This window comes from Acinetobacter oleivorans DR1, from assembly GCF_000196795.1.
Taxonomy (GTDB): Bacteria; Pseudomonadota; Gammaproteobacteria; order Pseudomonadales; family Moraxellaceae; genus Acinetobacter; species Acinetobacter oleivorans.
The window spans coordinates 1,586,232-1,605,849 of sequence record NC_014259.1 but is presented as its reverse complement, the minus strand read 5'-3'; the positions used below and the strand labels follow the sequence as shown (position 1 = coordinate 1,605,849).

General features: G+C 37.9%; 18 protein-coding genes, 1 other RNA gene and 1 pseudogene. 7 read left to right on the top strand and 13 right to left on the bottom strand.

Translation table 11 applies throughout. From position 1 onward, the window contains the following. Positions 1–138 precede the first annotated feature (138 nt). The 4 genes from AOLE_RS07510 to AOLE_RS07495 all read left to right on the top strand — a co-directional run bounded on the left by AOLE_RS07510 (position 139) and on the right by AOLE_RS07495 (position 2,971). Entirely contained in the window at positions 139–825 is a 687-nt protein-coding gene (locus AOLE_RS07510; protein ID WP_013197494.1) for an HAD-IA family hydrolase, read from the top strand. Continuing rightward, on the top strand, positions 809–1,237 hold the full coding sequence (locus tag AOLE_RS07505) for an RNA-binding S4 domain-containing protein (RefSeq protein ID WP_005306259.1): 429 nt from the start codon (positions 809–811) through the stop codon (positions 1,235–1,237). The genes AOLE_RS07510 and AOLE_RS07505 overlap by 17 nt, the downstream gene beginning before the upstream one ends. A gap of 145 nt (positions 1,238–1,382) precedes the next feature. After that, positions 1,383–2,429 carry a recombinase RecA gene (gene recA / locus AOLE_RS07500; protein WP_004791877.1) on the top strand — a complete coding sequence of 349 codons (1,047 nt, stop codon included), beginning with the start codon at positions 1,383–1,385 and terminating at the stop codon, positions 2,427–2,429. Positions 2,430–2,488: 59 nt separating this feature from the next. Next, positions 2,489–2,971: a regulatory protein RecX gene (locus AOLE_RS07495; RefSeq protein ID WP_005306262.1), complete on the top strand. Its 483-nt coding sequence runs from the start codon at positions 2,489–2,491 to the stop codon at positions 2,969–2,971. 14 nt (positions 2,972–2,985) lie between these two features. Here the strand turns inward: AOLE_RS07495 and ffs are convergent. After that, an RNA gene (gene ffs, locus AOLE_RS19795) (signal recognition particle sRNA small type) lies at positions 2,986–3,082 on the bottom strand. Positions 3,083–3,399: 317 nt separating this feature from the next. Between ffs and AOLE_RS07490 the strand changes: the two genes are divergently transcribed. Next, entirely contained in the window at positions 3,400–4,263 is an 864-nt protein-coding gene (locus AOLE_RS07490; protein WP_013197493.1) for a YbgF trimerization domain-containing protein, read from the top strand. Between the two features lie 58 nt (positions 4,264–4,321). Here AOLE_RS07490 and lpxA read toward each other — a convergent pair whose 3' ends face one another. From lpxA to rimO, 12 genes are all read right to left on the bottom strand, one after another. Further along, positions 4,322–5,110, bottom strand: a complete 789-nt coding sequence (lpxA, locus tag AOLE_RS07485; protein ID WP_013197492.1) for an acyl-ACP--UDP-N-acetylglucosamine O-acyltransferase — start codon at positions 5,108–5,110, stop codon at positions 4,322–4,324. Further along, complete coding sequence (fabZ, locus tag AOLE_RS07480) at positions 5,107–5,592, bottom strand: 3-hydroxyacyl-ACP dehydratase FabZ (protein ID WP_003652176.1); 486 nt, start codon at positions 5,590–5,592, stop codon at positions 5,107–5,109. Before fabZ ends, lpxA begins: the two co-directional genes overlap by 4 nt. Positions 5,593–5,598: 6 nt before the next feature. Beyond that, the gene (gene lpxD, locus AOLE_RS07475; protein WP_013197491.1) at positions 5,599–6,669 is read right to left on the bottom strand and encodes a UDP-3-O-(3-hydroxymyristoyl)glucosamine N-acyltransferase; all 1,071 of its coding nucleotides are present in this window, start codon (positions 6,667–6,669) and stop codon (positions 5,599–5,601) included. 4 nt (positions 6,670–6,673) lie between these two features. Then, the gene (locus tag AOLE_RS07470; RefSeq protein WP_004643108.1) at positions 6,674–7,174 is read right to left on the bottom strand and encodes an OmpH family outer membrane protein; all 501 of its coding nucleotides are present in this window, start codon (positions 7,172–7,174) and stop codon (positions 6,674–6,676) included. A 40-nt stretch (positions 7,175–7,214) separates the two neighbouring features. Beyond that, positions 7,215–9,725 carry an outer membrane protein assembly factor BamA gene (bamA, locus tag AOLE_RS07465; protein ID WP_013197490.1) on the bottom strand — a complete coding sequence of 837 codons (2,511 nt, stop codon included), beginning with the start codon at positions 9,723–9,725 and terminating at the stop codon, positions 7,215–7,217. Positions 9,726–9,761: 36 nt separating this feature from the next. Next, positions 9,762–11,117, bottom strand: coding sequence for an RIP metalloprotease RseP (gene rseP, locus AOLE_RS07460; protein WP_013197489.1), 1,356 nt, complete (start codon positions 11,115–11,117; stop codon positions 9,762–9,764). A gap of 2 nt (positions 11,118–11,119) precedes the next feature. Continuing rightward, positions 11,120–12,316, bottom strand: a complete 1,197-nt coding sequence (gene ispC, locus AOLE_RS07455; protein ID WP_013197488.1) for a 1-deoxy-D-xylulose-5-phosphate reductoisomerase — start codon at positions 12,314–12,316, stop codon at positions 11,120–11,122. Then, a complete protein-coding gene (locus tag AOLE_RS07450) occupies positions 12,317–13,141 on the bottom strand; it encodes a phosphatidate cytidylyltransferase (protein WP_013197487.1) in 825 nt (274 codons plus the stop codon). It lies immediately after the preceding gene. Beyond that, entirely contained in the window at positions 13,141–13,893 is a 753-nt protein-coding gene (gene uppS, locus AOLE_RS07445; protein ID WP_004791854.1) for a polyprenyl diphosphate synthase, read from the bottom strand. Before uppS ends, AOLE_RS07450 begins: the two co-directional genes overlap by 1 nt. A gap of 5 nt (positions 13,894–13,898) precedes the next feature. Further along, positions 13,899–14,453 carry a ribosome recycling factor gene (gene frr / locus AOLE_RS07440; RefSeq protein WP_004791853.1) on the bottom strand — a complete coding sequence of 185 codons (555 nt, stop codon included), beginning with the start codon at positions 14,451–14,453 and terminating at the stop codon, positions 13,899–13,901. Positions 14,454–14,538: 85 nt separating this feature from the next. Beyond that, positions 14,539–15,267: a UMP kinase gene (gene pyrH / locus AOLE_RS07435; protein ID WP_004791851.1), complete on the bottom strand. Its 729-nt coding sequence runs from the start codon at positions 15,265–15,267 to the stop codon at positions 14,539–14,541. A 50-nt stretch (positions 15,268–15,317) separates the two neighbouring features. Continuing rightward, entirely contained in the window at positions 15,318–16,661 is a 1,344-nt protein-coding gene (gene rimO / locus AOLE_RS07430; protein ID WP_004791849.1) for a 30S ribosomal protein S12 methylthiotransferase RimO, read from the bottom strand. 342 nt (positions 16,662–17,003) lie between these two features. Here rimO and glnL point away from each other — a divergent pair. Together glnL and glnG are read left to right on the top strand one after the other, a co-directional pair. After that, positions 17,004–18,112 (top strand): annotated as a pseudogene (glnL, locus tag AOLE_RS07425) (nitrogen regulation protein NR(II)). Then, complete coding sequence (gene glnG / locus AOLE_RS07420; RefSeq protein WP_013197486.1) at positions 18,099–19,592, top strand: nitrogen regulation protein NR(I); 1,494 nt, start codon at positions 18,099–18,101, stop codon at positions 19,590–19,592. Before glnL ends, glnG begins: the two are co-directional and overlap by 14 nt. Positions 19,593–19,618 lie beyond the last annotated feature (26 nt).

Here is a 19,618-nt window from a genome sequence, read left to right as displayed (position 1 = left end):
TTGTTGCATGAATTGCTTTGTTGAGCTTTGAATTTCTTTGAAAGCTAAAAATCATTCCCAAATTATTATTTTTTAAGGGTTATATGACAAATTCATTTGAAAAATTGTGCTTTGAATGCCTTTGGAGTTTTTTGACGCATGTCTAAAATTGTAATGTTTGATATGGATGGCACACTCTTAGATCTCGCTTTTGATGATTTCATATGGAATGAATGTCTTCCTGAACGGCATGCAAAAATAAATCAACTTCCTCTCTCCGTGAGCAAAGAAAAGCTATATCAATTTTATCAATCACATCGCCATACGCTTGTTTGGTATTCATCAACCTATTGGACTAAAACTGTAGGCGTTGATGTACTCAAATTACAACAAGAATTTCAATCTAAGATCCAAGCTCGTTCTGGCTGCATTGAGCTTTTGCAACAACTTAAAGAGCAAGGATACATGTGTTGGCTAGTGACGAATGCTGATCGCGCGAGCTTACGCTTAAAACTCAATAATATTGCGATTGAACATTTCTTTGATGTCATCATATCAAGCGAACAAGTAGGTTATGCCAAAGAAGATATTAATTTTTGGCAAGAACTCCAAAGATTACATCCATTCAATCCAGATGAAACGATTTTTATTGATGATACGGCTCCAGTATTAAAGACAGCAGAAAAATTTGGTATTCAACACTTGTTTACTATCTCGCAGCCCTCAAGTCTAAAGGATATAAAACAGCATCAAGATTTAGAATTTAAAGCACTAGATCGCCTTACTGAATTGCTGTCTATATTGAATGAAATTGATAGAAAGGATAATGATGTCAAAATTGCCTGAAAACGATGCTGTAGAGACCATGCGTGTCGACAAATGGTTATGGGTTGCTCGTTTTTTTAAAACTCGTTCAATTGCTAAAGGAGCGATTGAAGGAGGTAAAGTACATCACAATAATGAGCGTGTAAAAGTTTCCAAAGAAATCCGAGTTGGAATGGAACTTGTTATTCAGCAAGGGTTTGATAAAAAAACTGTTGTGATAAAAGCTCTTTCGAACACACGTGGTCCAGCTCCAATCGCACAGCAACTTTATGAAGAGACCGAAGTAAGTATTGCTAGACGGGAGTTGATTGCATCCCAACGAAAATTGCATAATCTAGCTCGACCTGACCATAGACCGGGTAAAAAGGATCGTCGTCAAATTATTCGGTTTAAACAGGAGAATGATCAAAATTGGTCATACGGTGATGAATAAAAACGTCGAGTTGTGTCGCACACACACATACAACACATAGAAGCTATAGAAAAAATCTGTCACTATTACCCTAGTGAAACAAGTTGAGATTCAATGCATCCACTTGGGTTAAACGTGATGAACATAGAGTATTGAGGTTTTTGAGATGGATGAGAATAAAAGCAAAGCATTACAAGCCGCGCTAAGTCAAATTGAGAAACAATTTGGCAAAAATACGGTGATGCGTCTCGGTGACAACACTGTTCAAGCTGTTGAAGCTGTATCTACAGGCTCTTTGACTTTAGATATTGCATTGGGGATTGGCGGTTTACCAAAAGGTCGTATTGTAGAGATTTATGGTCCAGAATCTTCTGGTAAAACCACAATGACTCTACAAGCAATTGCACAATGTCAAAAAACTGGTGGTACTTGTGCCTTTATCGATGCAGAGCATGCATTAGATCCACAATATGCGCGTAAGCTTGGTGTAGACATTGATAATCTGCTTGTATCGCAACCTGATAACGGTGAACAAGCACTCGAAATTGCAGATATGCTCGTTCGTTCTGGTGCAATTGACTTAATCGTTGTCGACTCAGTCGCTGCACTTACTCCTAAAGCAGAAATTGAAGGTGAGATGGGTGACTCTCATATGGGCTTGCAAGCTCGTCTAATGAGTCAGGCACTTCGTAAAATTACGGGTAATGCTAAACGTTCAAACTGTATGGTTATCTTCATTAACCAGATCCGTATGAAGATTGGAGTAATGTTTGGTAGTCCAGAAACCACAACTGGTGGTAACGCATTGAAGTTCTACGCTTCTGTACGTTTAGATATCCGCCGTATTGGCCAAGTAAAAGAAGGCGATGAAATCGTCGGCTCTGAAACTCGAGTTAAAGTGGTTAAAAACAAAATGGCTCCTCCTTTCAGAGAGGCTATTTTCCAAATCCTATATGGTAAAGGCACAAACCAGCTAGGCGAACTTGTAGATTTAGCTGTACAACAAGATATCGTACAAAAAGCAGGCGCTTGGTATTCATATCAAGGTAATAAAATTGGTCAAGGTAAGAACAATGTTATTCGCCACTTTGAAGAAAACCCTCAAATGGCTGGGGAAATTGAACGTAACATCCGTGAACAGTTATTAACAACTGGTACTAATACTGCTCAAGTTGAAGATGAAGAAGAAGTTGATCTTCTACTAGAATCTTAATTAGTCATGAGCCTTAAAACGCCCTTCGGGGCGTTTTTTTACAAGGGAACCCTAATACTATGTTCAAAAGAACTGAAGAACAGTCTCAACAAAGAGCTTTGCTTACAGGTCAACGTTTACGCTCTTATGCTTTTGCTTTATTGACTCGTCGAGATTACTCCAAAGCAGAGCTTACTGAAAAATTAACTCGTTATGCACAAAATCCTGAAGAAGTTAAGCGACTTGTTGAAGAATTATCTGAACAAAACTATCAAAGTGATCAACGCGTTGCCGAATTAACATTAGCTAGCCAAATTCGTAAAGGCAAAGGTCCAAAACGTATTAAACAAGCTTTAAAAACAAAACAAATTGAAAATGATTTAATTGCTGATGAAATTCATAATATTGATTGGGTAGAACAGGCTTATCAATTGAAAGTGAAGAAATTTGGTGAAGAAGTAGAAAAAGATCCTAAACTTAAAGCAAAACAGATGAGGTTCTTACAATATAGAGGATTTGATTTAGATGTAATTATGAAGGCAATCCAACGGAGAGTGGATTAAAAGAATGGTGGCAGCCCCACTAGCAAAACTTCGGCACATCATAGATCTGCTACCGTTGCTACCTTCCGGTCCTGGCGGGGTTCACAGAGTACAATTGCGAAGCCACCAGCGGGGCTACCATTGCAAAACAGAGTATAGAGATTTTTAAAATAGTTGCAAGCCTTCTTCACAGTTTTAAGCAAGTTTATGTTTCAATTGATTAATTCATCAGCAAAAAGCCTTAAATTCCTATACTTCTCTCCCTTATATTCTTTGTTGTATCTAATTTTGGATAAAATATGCTTGAAGATTGTAAACTATTCTTGCATTTATATTGTTAGCTGTTTTAATTGCATTGACCAATTAAAATCTTAGTTAGATAGTTAAGTGAATAGTTTATATATTCCTTTTTTAAGTTGGCTTTTACATAAAATTATGGACCTATACTCATGCGATTGATGAAGCATTCTTTCTTATTTATTGCCTTAATGAGCACTACCTCTCTCTATGCCAACATTCCAATTGAGTCTCGCGGTTTAAGCCAAAGTGGTGGTAGCGCAACTAATACTTCTTCTAATAATGTCTCGGTACCTAGTAATTTAAACTGGGAATTAATGCAAAAAAATCAACAATTAGAAAATGATATACGTACCCTACGTGGGCAATTAGAAGAACAATCAAATGATATTGAACAATTGAAAAAAGATCTATCTAATCGCTACACAGACCTAGATCAACGCCTAGAACTCCTTAATCAGAAAGTTGATCCAGAAAGTGCACAATCAGATAATCCAACGAACAGTGATACGCCTGCTACGGCAAGCACAGAAACTCCTGCAGTTGAAAATAAAGTAGTGAATGCTGCCCCAACAGGTACCCCTTCCACTACTCCTCCACCCCAACCGGAAGCCTCACAACCGCCTTCACAAAACCAATCAAACCCTATAGAGCTTGAAAAGGCAGCTTACACTGTAGCTTTGGACGCCTATAAGCAAGGTGGTGCAAAAAAAGCGATTGCTCCAATGCAGAACTTTATCAAAAATCATCCTAATAGCGTCTATACAGGGAATGCATATTTTTGGTTAGCTGAGTTTAATTTAGCAACTGATCCGGTGAATTATAATGAAGCTAAAAAGAACTACAATGTAGTAGCAACTCGATATCCAAATTCGAGTAAAGCTCCACGCGCCCTTTATCAACTCTATAGCATTGCTAAAGATGTCGATAAAAATCCAGCTTCAGCAAACCAATATAAAACTAAAATTTTAAGTCAGTATCCAAAATCTGAAGAAGCCAAATTTTTTAATAAATAATAATTTTAAGAAAAAAAAGACACTGCAAAATGCAGTGTCTTTTTTTTAATATATTTTCTTAACGCACAATACCACGTTCAGACTGTTCAACAGAGTTAATTAGTAATTGAGCTTCAGGAACATTCGGAAGAATATCATTTTTAATCTGCTCAACAGCTTGAACAGAAGTAAGACCTGATTTAAAAATTAATTTATAAGCCTCTCTGAGACCTTGAATTGTATTCTTAGACCAACCCTTTCTACGCATTCCTTCGATATTAATACCGAATGCATGAGCTGGATTACCAGAAGCCATAACGTAAGCTGGCACATCTTTTAAAATTAGTGATGCTCCACCGACCATACTGTAAGAATCGATTTTACAGAATTGATGAATACCAGAATTACCACCAATAATGATGTGATCACCTATGTGTACGTGTCCAGCAACACCAACGTTATTCGCAAAAATATTGTGATCACCAACAATACAATCATGTGCAATATGCGTATTAACCATCAATAGGTTATGACTTCCTATTTTAGTTAAAGCATTATCTTGCACAGTTCCTCTATGTAAACTGCAATGTTCACGAATTAAATTATGATCACCAATCTCTAACCAGGTTTCTTCACCTTGATATTTCAAATCTTGGCAAACCTCACCAACACTTGCAAACTGGAAAATCTCATTATTTTGACCAATTTTGGTAAAACCACCCACTACTACATGAGAATGAAGTTTAGTACCCGCACCAATCGTCACATTTGGACCGATAACGCAATAAGGTCCTATCTGGACATCTGGAGCAATCACTGCAGATGGATCAATAATGGCCGTAGAATGAATTAAGTCGTGATTGCTCATGCCTGCTCTGTTTTTTGGTGTGAAATCATAATTTCAGCGGTTGTTGCTACAATACCATCCACGGTAGCCGTACAATTATATTTGTAGATACCGCGTTTTTGCATTACTAATTCAGATTTTAATACAAGTTGGTCACCAGCAACTACTTGTTTTTTAAATCTAACTCTTTCCGCACCAGCAAAAAGGAATAAAGAACCAGGTTTTGGCGTTTCATTGTTCATAATAAACCCTAGAACACCTGAAACTTGAGCTAATGCTTCAACAATTAGAACACCAGGCATAATTGGATATTCTGGGAAATGTCCCTGTAGGAACTCTTCATTGATAGAAACATTTTTATAACCAACAATACTATTGTCAGTAACTTCAGTCACACGATCAACCAATAAGAAAGGATAACGATGCGGCAAATATTGACGAATCGTTTGAATCTGCATTGGTAATTCAGGGATGGCAAATTTAGGTGTAGTTGACTCGGTCATAATATTCTATTTACGCAAATTAAAGGTTGATTCAAGAGACTCTATTTGAGCTTGTATATGATCAAGTCGTTTAGTGATTTGGGTCAATGGCACATCTGCTAATTGTCGCAAGCGTACAATTGTCTTTTTCCAATGGCTATTTTCAAATAATCCAATTCCCGAAGAGTAAGTACCAGGTTCAGAAATATTTTTTGTGACCATTGACATTCCGGTCAAAGTCACATTATCGGTAATAGAAAGGTGGCCTGATACACCGCAAGCCCCAGCTAGAATACAGTTTTTGCCAATTTTAACACTACCAGCAATTCCGCATTTAGCAGCGATAGCTGTATTTGAACCAATATGAACGTTATGCGCGATTTGCACAAGGTTATCAATAATTACCCCATCTTCCAAAATGGTGTTGTCGAGTGCACCTCGATCAATACTACAATTTGAACCAATGCGAACATCATTACCAATAATAACTGAACCCAATTGAGCAATACGATGCCACTTTCCTTGGTATGGCGCAAAGCCAAAACCTTCACTACCAATTACAGTGCTTGCATGAACTCGCACACGATCAAATAATTTAGATCCACCCGTAATGAGAACATGAGCATCAATAAAACAATCTTTTCCAACTTCCACATTATCATCCAGTCGAGTATGAGACTGAATAATTGTGTTATCACCAACTACACAATTTTCGCCAATGACGACGTAATGACCAATATATGCTGTTTCAGAAATGATCGCAGAAGGATGAATTTGAGCAGTACTTTCTATACCCACCGATGTGATTTTTTTATCGAAAACATGCGTAAGTATGGCAAATGCTAAATATGGATTATCAACAATAATAAAATTTTGTTTGTCAGGAAGCTGTTCTTTAATAAGGCTTGTAACAATGTACGCACCCGCACGGCTAGCCTTTGCTTGATCAATATACTTTTCGCCATTCACGAAAGCAATTTGATGAGTTTCAGCATTTTCTAAACTTGCTAAGTTTATAAATTGAAGACTACCCGTACCTACTAGCTCACCATTTACTAGGTGAGCTAGTTCATCTAAACGATAATGTTGCACTTTCATTAATTTATTTCATTGAATTAACCTTTTGTATCATTTTATCAGTTAAATCATATTTAGCGTCATAGGCAACAGTTGAATTTTTATTCAAAATGAAGTCAAGATTATTTTCTTTTCGTAATTGTTCAGCTGCTTGCTTCACACGAGTCTCAAAAGTTGAGTTCATTCCTTGCAAACTAGTTTGAACTTTTGACTGCAAACCTTGTTGAGTAGAATTAAATTCATTGAGTTTTGTTTGATATTGCGCCTGAAGCTTTTTGATATCATCTTCTTTCATTTTTTGCCCTTGAGTTTGGGCTTGACGTTGAAGACCTTCTAATTCTTTACCTAACTGCTCAAGACGAGTTGTGGTTGGCTTAACTGATTGATTTAAACTTGCGTTTTGTTGTTTCAAATAAGCACTGCTTTCAACAACTTTAGCAAGATCAATGACACCATAACCAGCAGCATTAGTCATGGCAGAAACTGTCAAACCTAGTCCTAACATTAATATATTTAATTTTTTCATTTAAATTTGTGTCCTTATTGCATGTTTAGTCAAGTCGTACTTAGAAAGTACGACCGATTTCAAACTGGATCTCTTTAGTTTCATCACCAGGCTTATCATTTAGAGGGAATGCATAGCTAAGAGATAATGGTCCGATCATAGTGATCCATGTGAAGCCAACACCTACGCTATAACGCATATTACCTAAGTCAAAGCCATAATTATCTTCACAGTATTTTTTAGCATTGGCAATTTGCTGACCATTCATAATCATAGAATAAGAACCAACGTCACACTTGGTATCAAATACCTGACCACCTTCAGCAAAAAGAACTGGGCGTACTTGTCGAGTCCAATCTCCTTTGAAAGGTAATGGCAATGCTAACTCTGTACCAAACTGTACTAGAGCATTACCACCTACTTCTTCTGGAGAAGAGTCATTTTTACCTTCTTCTTGCAAATTCACACTTGAATATTTCGGCCCCAAAGTACTGCTATCGTAACCACGAACAGAACCATACCCCCCTGCATAGAAGTTTTTATAGAAAGGTAAATCATTACCATAACCCAACTTACCATAGCCACGAAGTACAAAACCTGTGCTACCAATAGGGAAGAATGCCTGAGCATCATAAGTTGCTTTTTGATAGTCAACATCACTACCAGGTAAACCAATTTCCAAACCTATACGATGTGACATGCCTGAGGTTGGGAAAATTGGACGGTTTAATGTGTTATATGACCAACCTAAATTTAAGTTATAAGTAAAGAACTCTCCTTCAAATGCACTCCCATAAGGCTCAGAAGTTTTGCCATCTGGACAATTATACAGTCCTGTTTCTTTATCTTGAACAAGATCAACAAGACAATAGGTACTTGTAGAAGTAGTTTTCCCACCATTTGCCTTCAAGTAATCACGGACATATGTAGAGACATAAGGACCAGTCGTTACTTTAGTATTATCAACACCCACCGAAGCACTTAAACTTTGGTTTTCATCAATTGGATAACCAAAACTTAAACTGCCACCAAAACTATCGGTAACATAGTTATTAACGTTATAGTCATCATTTAGTTTCGTTTTACGATAGTAAACGTTGTAACCGCGACTTACCCCATCAATTGTGAAGTAAGGGTCTGTAACACTTAAGTTATAGTAATCTTGAGTTTCAGAACGAGATAAATCGATCGAAACACGGTTACCCGTTCCCATAAAGTTAGTTTGACTCAAACCTGCCTGGAATGTGATACCACCACTTTGTGAGTAACCTACCGCTAATGTTGTAGTTCCCGAGTGTTGCTCTTCAACATTTACGTTTAAATCCACCTGATCTGGTGAATTTGGAATACGAGCTGGCTTAATATCAACAGTTTTGAAGAATCCTGTACGCTCTAAACGAACCTTAGACAAATCAATTTTTTCATTACTCGCCAAAGCGCCTTCCATTTGACGCATTTCACGACGTAATACTTCATCGGCAGTTTTACTGTTACCTGTAAAATTAATACGACGCACAGTAACTTGCTGACCTGGATTTACATAGTAATTTAAGTCAACAACACCTGTATCATTATTAATTTGTGGAACAATATTTACATCTGCAAAGTAATAACCAGCATTACCATATTTACGCAATAACAATTGCTTAACAGCATTTACTTTTTCTTGAGAATAAGTATCACCATCTTTATAGATTTTTAAAGCTTGTAACTCTTCAGGTTTATAAAGTGCATCACCTAAAAACTTGGTTTGTCCAAATTTAAATTGACTGCCTTCCTCTACAGCAACTTCAATAAAGATGTTCTTCTTATCTTCACTAATATTAAGCTGTGAGTTATTGATATGAAAATTGATATAACCCTTATTCAGATACATCGCACGCAAAGCTTCAAGGCTCGCTGCCATTTTCTCTCTAGCATAACGGTCATTACGAGTTACAATTGAAGACCAACCGCTTTCTTTAACTGCAAAGGCTTGTTTAATTTCACTGTCTTTAAAAACAGTATTACCAATAATATTAATATTGAAAACTTTAGCCGCTGTACCTTCATTAAAATTTAATTTAAGTTCAACACGGTTATTTGGACGAGCTATCGTATCAACAGTTACATCAGCATCATAACGGCCTTGCTGGGTATATTGCTGCTCTAATTCAGTTTCAATTGTTTGTAAAGCTGACTTCTTAAAAACTTCGCCTTCAGCAATGCCCATTTTTTTGAGGCCTTGCTCTAAAGCCTCTTTAGGAATAAGTTTGTTACCCTTAAATTCAAGTTTTGAAATAATTGGGCGCTCTACGACATTAAAAACTAAAGTATCGTTGTCTCTTGATGCTTTAATATCGTCAAAAAGTCCAGTGGCATACAATGTTCGAATTGCTTCTGCGATCATCGGTTCATTAACGCGATCGCCACTGTTGATTGGCAACATGGTAGAAACATTTGCAGGAGTAAGACGGACTAAACCATCTACACGAATATCTCGAACGACGAAATCATCAGCTGCATATGCTTGTTGTACCGCTGCCATAGCGCTAACAAGTGCCAAAGGCATTAAAAAATGTGTGTGCCGCATGCCAGTTTTTCCAGTAAGTTATAAATCCATATACGTTTACAAACGCATAAAATCGTTAAATAAAGCTAAAAGCATCATACTACCGAGCAGTACCATACCAATTTTTAGACCAAACATTTGTATTTGTTCAGAAACAGGCTTACCACGAATAGCCTCAATAATGTAATAAACGAGATGTCCACCATCTAGCATCGGAATTGGCAATAAATTTAAAATTCCAAGACTTACACTCATTAAAGCCATAAATGAGATAAAAGTCTGCCACCCCATTTCTGCACTTTGTCCCGCTACTTTCGCGATTGTAATTGGTCCAGAAAGATTCTCTAAACCAATTAAACCCTTAACCATTTTTACAATCGAACTCAATATCATGCTAGAGATTTGACCAGTTTTATCTAGTGACATCTCTAAAGCTTGTATTGGAGTATATTGAATTGTTTGCTTATATTCGTCAGGAATTGTAATTTTTCCTGCATCACTTTTCACACCCAAAACACCACTCACTTGCCCCATGTTATCTCGTTTCCCTTGAGGCATAACTTGCAAATGGATTAATTGACTATTACGCAACACATCAATATTGAGTAATTTTTCTGGAGAATGTTGTACGACCTCAACAACATCAAACCAGTCTTTCATTGCTTGACTATTAATTGAAACAATGCGATCACCCACTTTCATTCCTTGACGAATTGCAGCTCCATCTTGAGTCAATTCAGTAACAACAGCAGGAATAACAGGACGATATGGTAAAAAACCTAACACATCTAAAGCTGATTCATTCTGGTTTTTTAAGAAGTCTTTAATGGGTAAAACAATATTTTTTTCAGTACCTGCACGGTCTACATCAACATTTACACTACCAGTTTCACCTACACGATCAATTAAAGCAAAGTTAAGTTTTTCCCAAGTTTGCGTTTCTTTTCCATCAACAGCAACAATCTTGTCACCGACTTGCATTTGTGCAGTTGCTGCTGGTGAGTTTGGTATAACTTTACCGACTCTAGTGTTCAGTTGTTCTTGTGCTGGTAAAAATAAGATCCAGAAAAGTAAGACAGCAAAAATCAGATTAATTAATGGACCAGCTACAACAATTGCTATACGTTTCCATGGTTTTTGACGGTTAAATGCATAAGGTAAATCTTGCTCTGCAACATTACCTTCACGCTCATCAAGCATTTTTACATAGCCGCCCAATGGTAAAGCTGAAAGTTGATATTTGATGCCAGATTTTTTTGATGTCCACTTAAGTAATGTAGGTCCAAAACCAATGGAATACACTAAAACTTTAACACCTAGTTTCCGTGCTACCCAATAATGACCAAACTCATGAATTGCAATTAAAGGACCAAGTAAAAGAGCCGCTGCTGCAATCATAAATAATGCACTCATTTTCAGCCTCCTATACTTGATATATATTGCTGTGCTACATGTCGTGCTATTTCATCTTTAGCTAAAATACACTCAATATTTTCAGCAACTGAATTTTCCAATTTTTGCAAAGTATGCTCTACCACTTGTGGGATATTTGTAAATCCAATCTGTTCCTTTAAAAATGCAGCAACAGCAACTTCATTTGCAGCATTTAAAATAGTAGGTGCCAAACGTCCCGCACGCATTGCCTGACGAGCCAAATCAAGTGCTGGAAATTTCTGAATATCTGGCGCTTGGAAATTAAGCTGAGAATATTCAAACAAATCTAAAGCAGGAACACTCGTCTGTAAACGCTCAGGCCATGCTAAAGCATGTGCAATTGGCGTACACATATCTGGATTACCCATTTGCGCCAATGTTGAACCATCCACATATTGCACCATAGAATGAATAATACTTTGTGGATGAACAACAACTGTAACAAAATGTTCAGATATTGAAAACAAATGACATGCCTCGATCAACTCCAACCCTTTATTCATAAGAGTAGCTGAGTCAACTGAGATTTTCTGTCCCATAGACCAGTTGGGATGCTTACAAGCCTGTGCAGGAGTAACTTTTTCTAATTGTTCTAACGAATGGTTTAAAAATGGTCCACCTGAAGCGGTCAATAAGATTCTTGATACACCCTGTTGCGGTTGTCCATTTCTTTCAGCTTCTAAATAGTTATGAGGCAATGACTGAAAAATAGCGTTGTGTTCAGAATCTACCGGCAATAATAATGCCTGATGATCACGTGCTGCTTGCATCATGATTTCACCAGACATGACCAAAGCTTCTTTATTAGCAAGCAATACGCGTTTACCAGCTTTCACAGCAGCTAGAGTTGGCAACAAACCTGCAGCACCAACAATTGCAGCCATAACAACATCAACATCTGGATGTGAAGCAATGCTTATCAGGCCTTCCTCACCAACCAAAATTTCAATATTTTGTAATTTATTATATGCAAATAGAGCTGTTAATTCGGCAACTTTCTGCTCAGGAACGACCACAACTTTTGGTTGGAAATATTTGCAAATTTCAACCAACTCAGAAATTCGACTATGAGCTGAAACCGCAAACACTGAATACTTATCAGGATGTTGATTTAAAATTTTTAAGGTACTTTGACCAATGGAACCGGTTACACCTAATATGCAAACAGATTGTGTCATCTATAAATCTACACCAATAAGTTTTAATATATACATTCCCGTTGCAAAGATCGGGGCTGCAGCAAGTAAAGAATCAATACGATCTAACACACCACCATGACCTGGTAAAACACGACCAGAATCTTTAATACCGGCACGACGTTTAATCATTGATTCAAATAAGTCACCTAAAACTGAACCAAATACCGTAATTAACGACAATATAAGAAACAGAATTTGCTGAATTAAATTTAAATTTAGATAATGATATTGCACAACCACCATTATTACTACGGTTGTAATAATACCACCATACAAACCTTCTACTGATTTATTAGGACTTACAGTCGGAGCTAATTTTCTTTTTCCAAATTTACGACCAACAAAGTAAGCACCACTATCCGCACCCCAAACGAGTAAGAACAGATACATTAACCACCATGGCGAACTTTGCCATACTACAAAAATTGATGTTACCGCAGCGCAGACTAAAATTATGCCAATTACATACAAGGTTGCGTTATACCAGCCATCAAATTCAGGAAATGACTTAACCCAATATACACTGACAATCCAAGTCAAAATTGAAGCAGACCACAAAAGTAATGCAATATCGTGGAAAAATAGGGCGACACCTGAAACAAATGCAACAAGCAGACCGTAACACCAAGCTTTAGGTTTTACAGCATTTGCAGTTTCGCGAGGCATTAACTTATACCACTCATACCCCGCTACCCCTGCTGCAACAATCATAAGAACCAACATTGGATAATGTGATTGCGTAGCAAACATACAGCCTAAAACAACTGCAACAAGTACCAATGCGGTAACAATCCGCTCTAACATTATAAATTCTCTATTTTCTCTTGCTGAATTTGTTCAGATGTTTTGCCAAAACGACGTTCACGCCCTGAAAAAACATTCAATGCATGATCGAACTCTTTTACTGTAAATTCTGGCCATAAAGCTTCGGTAAAATACAGTTCCGCATAAGCTGCTTGCCACAACAAGAAATTAGATATGCGATAATCTCCGCCTGTGCGGATTAGCAAGTCCACAGCCGGCAGATCGTTTAGACTGACATATTTTTCGAACAAATCAACATTTATTTGATCAGCACTAAATTCACCACGGGAAACGGCCTCTGCAACCTGTTTTGCTGCATTAGCAATGTCCCACATCCCACCATAGCTTATTGCAATGGTTAAGGTCATAGTGTCATGGTGTGCTGTCTGTTGCTCTGCATCTTCCATTAAGGCAACTAAGTGTGAGGATAATCGAGAACGATCACCGATAAAACGCAAAGCAATATTAAATTTCTTCATGCGAGGTATTTGCTCATGAATACTTTCTTCCAGAAGCTTCATAAGCAGATCGACTTCATACTGTGGTCGATTCCAATTTTCACTTGAAAATGCAAAAACAGTTAAAGCACGAATACCAGTTTTTTTACAATGTTCAACGATAGGATCAAGAACATTTTTACCTTCCCGATGCCCATCACCTTTTTGCATTTGATTTTTTTTTGCAAAGCGGTTGTTGCCATCCATAATGATGGCAACATGCTTGGGAAGATGATACTCTTCAGAATCGGTCATAAAAATTAGACCTTCATCAATTCTGCTTCTTTCGCTGCAAGACGCTTGTCTACTTCTGCAACATATTTGTCAGTAATTTTCTGAATATCATCACCTGCACGGCGCTCATCATCTTCAGAAATCTCTTTTTCTTTCAACAATGCTTTGATATCACCTAATACATCACGACGAATATTGCGAATCGCAACTTTTGCATTTTCAGCTTCATTACGCGCAACTTTTTGCATATCACGACGTGTTTCTTCAGTTAATGCTGGTAAAGGTACACGAATTGCATCTGCTGTAATCGGGTTTAAACCAAGATCACTTTCACGGATTGCCTTATCAATAGCTGAAACCATTGTACGCTCAAATGGCTGAACAATAAGTGTACGAGAGTCTTCAATACCCACGTTTGCTACTTGATTTAATGGCACATCAGAACCGTAGTAAGGAACCATCACACCATTTAAGATTGATGGGTGTGCACGGCCGGTACGAACTTTAGCAAACCCGAGTTCTAAAGACTCTAGAGTTTTTAACATACGCTGTTCGCTGTCTTTTTTCAGATCGTTAATCATATGATCTACCTTACTTATTTATTCAAAGATATATTTAACAAATTTAATTTAGCGCTAGTATAAAGAGCTTTCAGCAACACGTACATTACTTAGTAACGCGCGTTCCTTCTTTTTCACCCATTACTACTGACAATAACGCACCTGATTTATTCATATCAAAAACTTGCAATGGCACATTATGGTCGCGGCACAAACAAATAGCAGTCAAATCCATAACACCAAGCTTTTCATCTAACACTTGATCAAAAGTTAAATGATCGTATTTAACAGCATCATCATATTTACTTGGATCTTTATTATAAACGCCATCAACTTTAGTCGCTTTTAAAATCAAATTCGCTTCAATTTCAATACCGCGTAAACATGCTGCTGTATCCGTCGTGAAAAATGGATTTCCTGTACCCGCAACGAAAACACAAACTTCACCTTGACTCAAATGACGAATCGCATCACGACTTGAATAAGACTCTACCACTGTACCAATTGGTAATGCAGACATAAGACGAGTTCTGATATTACGACGAACTAGAGCATCACGCATAGCTAAGCCATTCATCACAGTTGCAAGCATACCCATTTGATCGCCTGTTACACGACCAACCAAGCCATCTTTTTGCAACTGACTACCACGGTACAAATTACCGCCACCTACAACGATACCCACTTGCACACCTAAACCAACCAAGTGCGCAATTGAAAGTGACATATGATCTAAAACTTGGGCATCAATACCCATATCTTTATTACCTGACAATGCCTCACCAGATAATTTTAATAGAATACGTGAATAACGTGGGCTAATTGTTTCCGCCATGACTTTGCTCCAAAACCTCTTAAACTGAATGCTCTTTAAATATATTTCGATTAAACCGATTTAATTTTAATTAACTTTGCAAATAAATCGTATTCATCTGCATCGGTAATTTCGACTTCCAATATATCGCCCGGTTGAATAGTGCTCTTATCGATATCTTCTACAAACACATTACCGTCAATTTCCGGAGCATCGGCATAAGAACGTGCAACGGCAACAGGATATTCGTCTTCTAAACCATCGACTAATACAGTCATCGTTTGACCAATACGTTTTTGTAATTTGGCAGCAGATATTTGCTGCTGCACTTGCATAAAGCGCTCGTAACGCTCTTGCTTAATTTCTTCTGGCACATGATCGGGTAAATCATTTGCCGTAGCGCCTTCTACTGGTGAATAGGTAAAGCAGCCTACGCGATCAAGTTGAGCTTCAACTAACCAATCTAACAAAATCTGGAAGTCTTCTTCAGTTTCGCCTGGAAAACCAACCACAAAAGTAGAACGGATCACAAGGTCAGGGCATTTTTCACGCCATAATTTAATTTTTTCTAGTGTATTTTCACTATGTGCCGGACGCTTCATTAATTTAAGAACGCGTGGGCTTGCATGTTGGAAAGGAATATCAAGATATGGCAGGATTTTACCTTGAGCCATTAAATCGATAACTGCATCAACATGTGGATATGGGTATACATAGTGTAGACGCACCCAGATGCCCAATTGGCCTAGTGCTTCACACATGTCGAAGAATTTTGTCTTAACCGGTTGACCATTCCAGAAGTCAAGTTTGTACTTGGTGTCTACGCCATAAGCCGATGTATCTTGAGAAATAACCAAGATTTCTTTAACACCCGCTCTTTTAAGTGCCGCAGCTTCTTCCAATACACTACCAACTGGACGAGAAACCAAGTCACCACGCATACTTGGGATAATACAGAAGGTACAACGATGGTTGCATCCTTCAGATATTTTTAAATAGGCATAATGCTTTGGTGTTAAGCGAATTCCCTGTTCAGGAACCAAATCAATAAACGGATTATGTTTAGGTGGTGCTGGTACATATTCATGAACAGCTTCCATCACATCTTGATAAGCTGCCGCACCAGTAACCTTTAAAACGTTCGGATGCATTTGACGAATTTTATCTTCGTCTTTACCTAAGCATCCTGTAACGATTACTCGACCATTTTCACTCATGGCCTCGCCAATTGCATCTAGCGACTCTTGTACCGCAGATTCAATAAAACCACAGGTATTAACAACTACTAAATCAGCACCATCATAATCTGATGCAACTTGATAACCTTCAGTCTTTAACTGAGTTAAAATTCGTTCAGAATCTACCAATGCCTTAGGACAACCTAAAGAAACAAAACCGACTTTGGGGGTCTTCATGAATCTGCGCTCCACTTGAATGCGCGTATTGTATGTCTTTTCTTGTCTCAAGCATAGGTGGAAAGCCTACTCTTTGTGTAATGCACCAAAATACAACCAACATTTGCACCAAAACTCACCTTTGCACCAATTTAGATCATGTTATTATCTAGACTAAAGCTATTTGTTTTGATCAAAAGATATAAAGAACGATTTCAGCGCGTTTTTAAGTACCTTAAAACTTTAAAATAACCCATAAACAAAGTTGGCGTATATTTTGCATCGTTCATGTTCTATAACGGTGAAAATCCGATAATCAATGAAGATGCCATTGCGCTATTTTAAGACAGGAACGATTCGCTAATGGATCAACACAACCCTATCGACTATCGCCTATTGGTAGACAATTTAACTACTGCGATTTTATTAATCGATAGTAACTTGAATATTTTTTATTTAAATTCAGCCTGCGAAGCACTATTTGACATTAGTTTGCTCCGTGCTTCAGGACAGCCTGTTTTAAATTTACTTCATGCGCCAGATGATACTTTTAATACACATGAAGCTTTATTGAATACCATAAAAACCGGACAACCTTATACACGTCGAGAAGCTGTCATTAATGTTAACTTCAAAGATCTACATGTGGATTACACAGTCTCTCAATTAAATGCCGGTAAAAGCTATCATCCATTATTGTTGATTGAGCTCAACCCAATTGATCGCATGTTAAAGATTTCAAAGGAAGAAAATCTTGTTCAACAACATCAGGTCGCTAGGCAGCTTGTGCGTGGTGTGGCGCATGAAATTAAAAATCCACTTGCAGGTATTCGAGGAGCAACCCAGTTACTCGCTCGTAGTTTAAATGATAAGACTTATGCTGAATTCACCGATGTCATCATTAATGAAGTGGATCGTTTGACTAATTTGGCTGACACCATGTTGGGTTCTAGACAATTACCAAGCTATGAAAATGTTAACGTGCACGAACCTTTAGAACGAGTACGCTCTCTTATTGCGAACCAGACAAAGAAAAAATTAAAATTATACGTGACTATGATTTGTCTTTACCTGATGTGAATGCCGATCGTGATCAGTTAATCCAAGTCATGCTCAACATTAGTGTAAATGCAATTCAGGCCATAACAGAGAATAAAGCATTCTTTATCGATCATGAACCAGAGCTAATTCTACGTACTCGCATACAACGACTTGTCACAATTAATGGTGTGCTGAATCGATCTACCGTGCGGGTTGATATTGAAGACAATGGGCCAGGTATACCTGAGAGTATTTTAGAGTCCGTATTTTACCCATTGGTTACTGGACGAGCAAAAGGTACTGGGCTTGGCCTGAGTATTGCACAGAATATTATGCATCAACATAACGGAATGATTGAATGCCAATCTGTTCCTGGAAAAACTATTTTTAGCTTATATTTACCTTGGGAGTCAGACCGTGTCGCGAAATAAAATATGGGTTATTGATGATGATCGCGCCATGCGATGGGTATTGGAAAAGACCTTTAAAGAAGAAGGCTTTGACGTTACCAATTTTGAAGAAGCTCAAACTGCGCTTGAACGTTTGCATCATGATGCTCCCGATGTCATCTTAACTGACATTCGAATGCCTGGAATTGATGGTTTAACTTTTTTATCTAAAGTCAAAAACACTCATCCGGATTTACCTGTCATTATTATGACAGCACACTCTGACTTAGAGTCTGCTGTATCAAGTTATCAAACAGGTGCATTTGAGTATTTACCAAAGCCATTTGATATTGATGAAGCTTTAGCTCTAGTCAATCGTGCAATTCTGCATATCAATAAACTACAACAACAAGAAGCTACAAAAACAGCTTCACCACTTCAATCAACAGAAATTATTGGTGAATCTCCTGCCATGCAAGAGGTTTTCCGCGCTATTGGTCGTTTATCTCAATCTCATATTACTGTTTTAATTAATGGTGAATCTGGTACAGGTAAAGAATTAGTTGCGCATGCTTTACACAAGCACTCACCACGCCGTGCGAAGCCTTTTATTGCTTTAAATATGGCGGCAATTCCAAAAGACTTGATTGAAACCGAGTTATTTGGTCATGAGAAAGGTGCATTTACAGGTGCAAACACTCAACATCAAGGTCGCTTTGAGCAAGCAAATGGTGGAACTCTATTCCTTGATGAAATTGGAGACATGCCATTTGAAACACAAACCCGACTACTTCGTGTGCTCGCCGACGGTGAATTTTATCGTGTAGGTGGACATATTCCAGTTAAAGTTGATGTTCGAATTGTGGCAGCAACGCATCAGGATTTAGAAAAACTGGTGAATGAAGGCCGATTCCGCGAAGACTTATATCACCGTTTAAATGTAATTCGTATTCACATTCCTAAACTTGCCCATCGTAGCGAAGATATACCAATGCTGGCTCAGCATTTTCTTGCACGTGCCGGTAAAGAACTTGGCGTGAGTCCAAAAATCTTACGTACGGAAACAACAGACTATATGCAACAGTTACCGTGGCCCGGTAATGTTCGACAACTTGAAAACACGTGTCGCTGGTTAACTGTGATGATCACTGGACGTGAAGTTTATCCAGAAGATTTACCTTCTGAACTTAAACAAGTTCCATTGCAAAAGAATAGTGATTCTGGGCAACCTACCCCTTCATTTGAACGCATTTCTCTACACCATTGGGATGAGTTACTAAATCAATGGGCAATTCAAAAGCTTAAGAATGGTGAAATGAAGATTTTGGATATTGCTACCCCAATGTTTGAACGCACCTTAATTAACGCTGCTTTACAACAAACACGTGGACGCAAACGTCATGCTGCAGAATTACTAGGTTGGGGACGCAACACCTTAACTCGCAAGTTAAAAGAACTTGGAATGGATTCTGCTGACGATGATGAAGAAGATGAACATAAGGTCAGTCACACTGAGGCCTAAAAAGCTTAGCACCTAAATTAAAAGCG

Coding starts and splice junctions, on each gene's coding strand:
- recA (WP_004791877.1), top strand. CDS start 1,383: ATGGATGAGAATAAAAGCAAAGCATTACAAGCCGCGCTAAGTCAAATT.
- fabZ (WP_003652176.1), bottom strand. CDS start 5,592: ATGACCGAGTCAACTACACCTAAATTTGCCATCCCTGAATTACCAATG.
- lpxA (WP_013197492.1), bottom strand. CDS start 5,110: ATGAGCAATCACGACTTAATTCATTCTACGGCCATTATTGATCCATCT.
- pyrH (WP_004791851.1), bottom strand. CDS start 15,267: ATGGCGGAAACAATTAGCCCACGTTATTCACGTATTCTATTAAAATTA.
- AOLE_RS07505 (WP_005306259.1), top strand. CDS start 809: ATGTCAAAATTGCCTGAAAACGATGCTGTAGAGACCATGCGTGTCGAC.
- frr (WP_004791853.1), bottom strand. CDS start 14,453: ATGATTAACGATCTGAAAAAAGACAGCGAACAGCGTATGTTAAAAACT.
- rimO (WP_004791849.1), bottom strand. CDS start 16,661: ATGAAGACCCCCAAAGTCGGTTTTGTTTCTTTAGGTTGTCCTAAGGCA.
- AOLE_RS07470 (WP_004643108.1), bottom strand. CDS start 7,174: ATGAAAAAATTAAATATATTAATGTTAGGACTAGGTTTGACAGTTTCT.
- uppS (WP_004791854.1), bottom strand. CDS start 13,893: ATGACCGATTCTGAAGAGTATCATCTTCCCAAGCATGTTGCCATCATT.
- ispC (WP_013197488.1), bottom strand. CDS start 12,316: ATGACACAATCTGTTTGCATATTAGGTGTAACCGGTTCCATTGGTCAA.
- rseP (WP_013197489.1), bottom strand. CDS start 11,117: ATGAGTGCATTATTTATGATTGCAGCAGCGGCTCTTTTACTTGGTCCT.
- lpxD (WP_013197491.1), bottom strand. CDS start 6,669: ATGAAAGTGCAACATTATCGTTTAGATGAACTAGCTCACCTAGTAAAT.
- AOLE_RS07510 (WP_013197494.1), top strand. CDS start 139: ATGTCTAAAATTGTAATGTTTGATATGGATGGCACACTCTTAGATCTC.
- AOLE_RS07490 (WP_013197493.1), top strand. CDS start 3,400: ATGCGATTGATGAAGCATTCTTTCTTATTTATTGCCTTAATGAGCACT.
- AOLE_RS07450 (WP_013197487.1), bottom strand. CDS start 13,141: ATGTTAGAGCGGATTGTTACCGCATTGGTACTTGTTGCAGTTGTTTTA.
- AOLE_RS07495 (WP_005306262.1), top strand. CDS start 2,489: ATGTTCAAAAGAACTGAAGAACAGTCTCAACAAAGAGCTTTGCTTACA.
- bamA (WP_013197490.1), bottom strand. CDS start 9,725: ATGCGGCACACACATTTTTTAATGCCTTTGGCACTTGTTAGCGCTATG.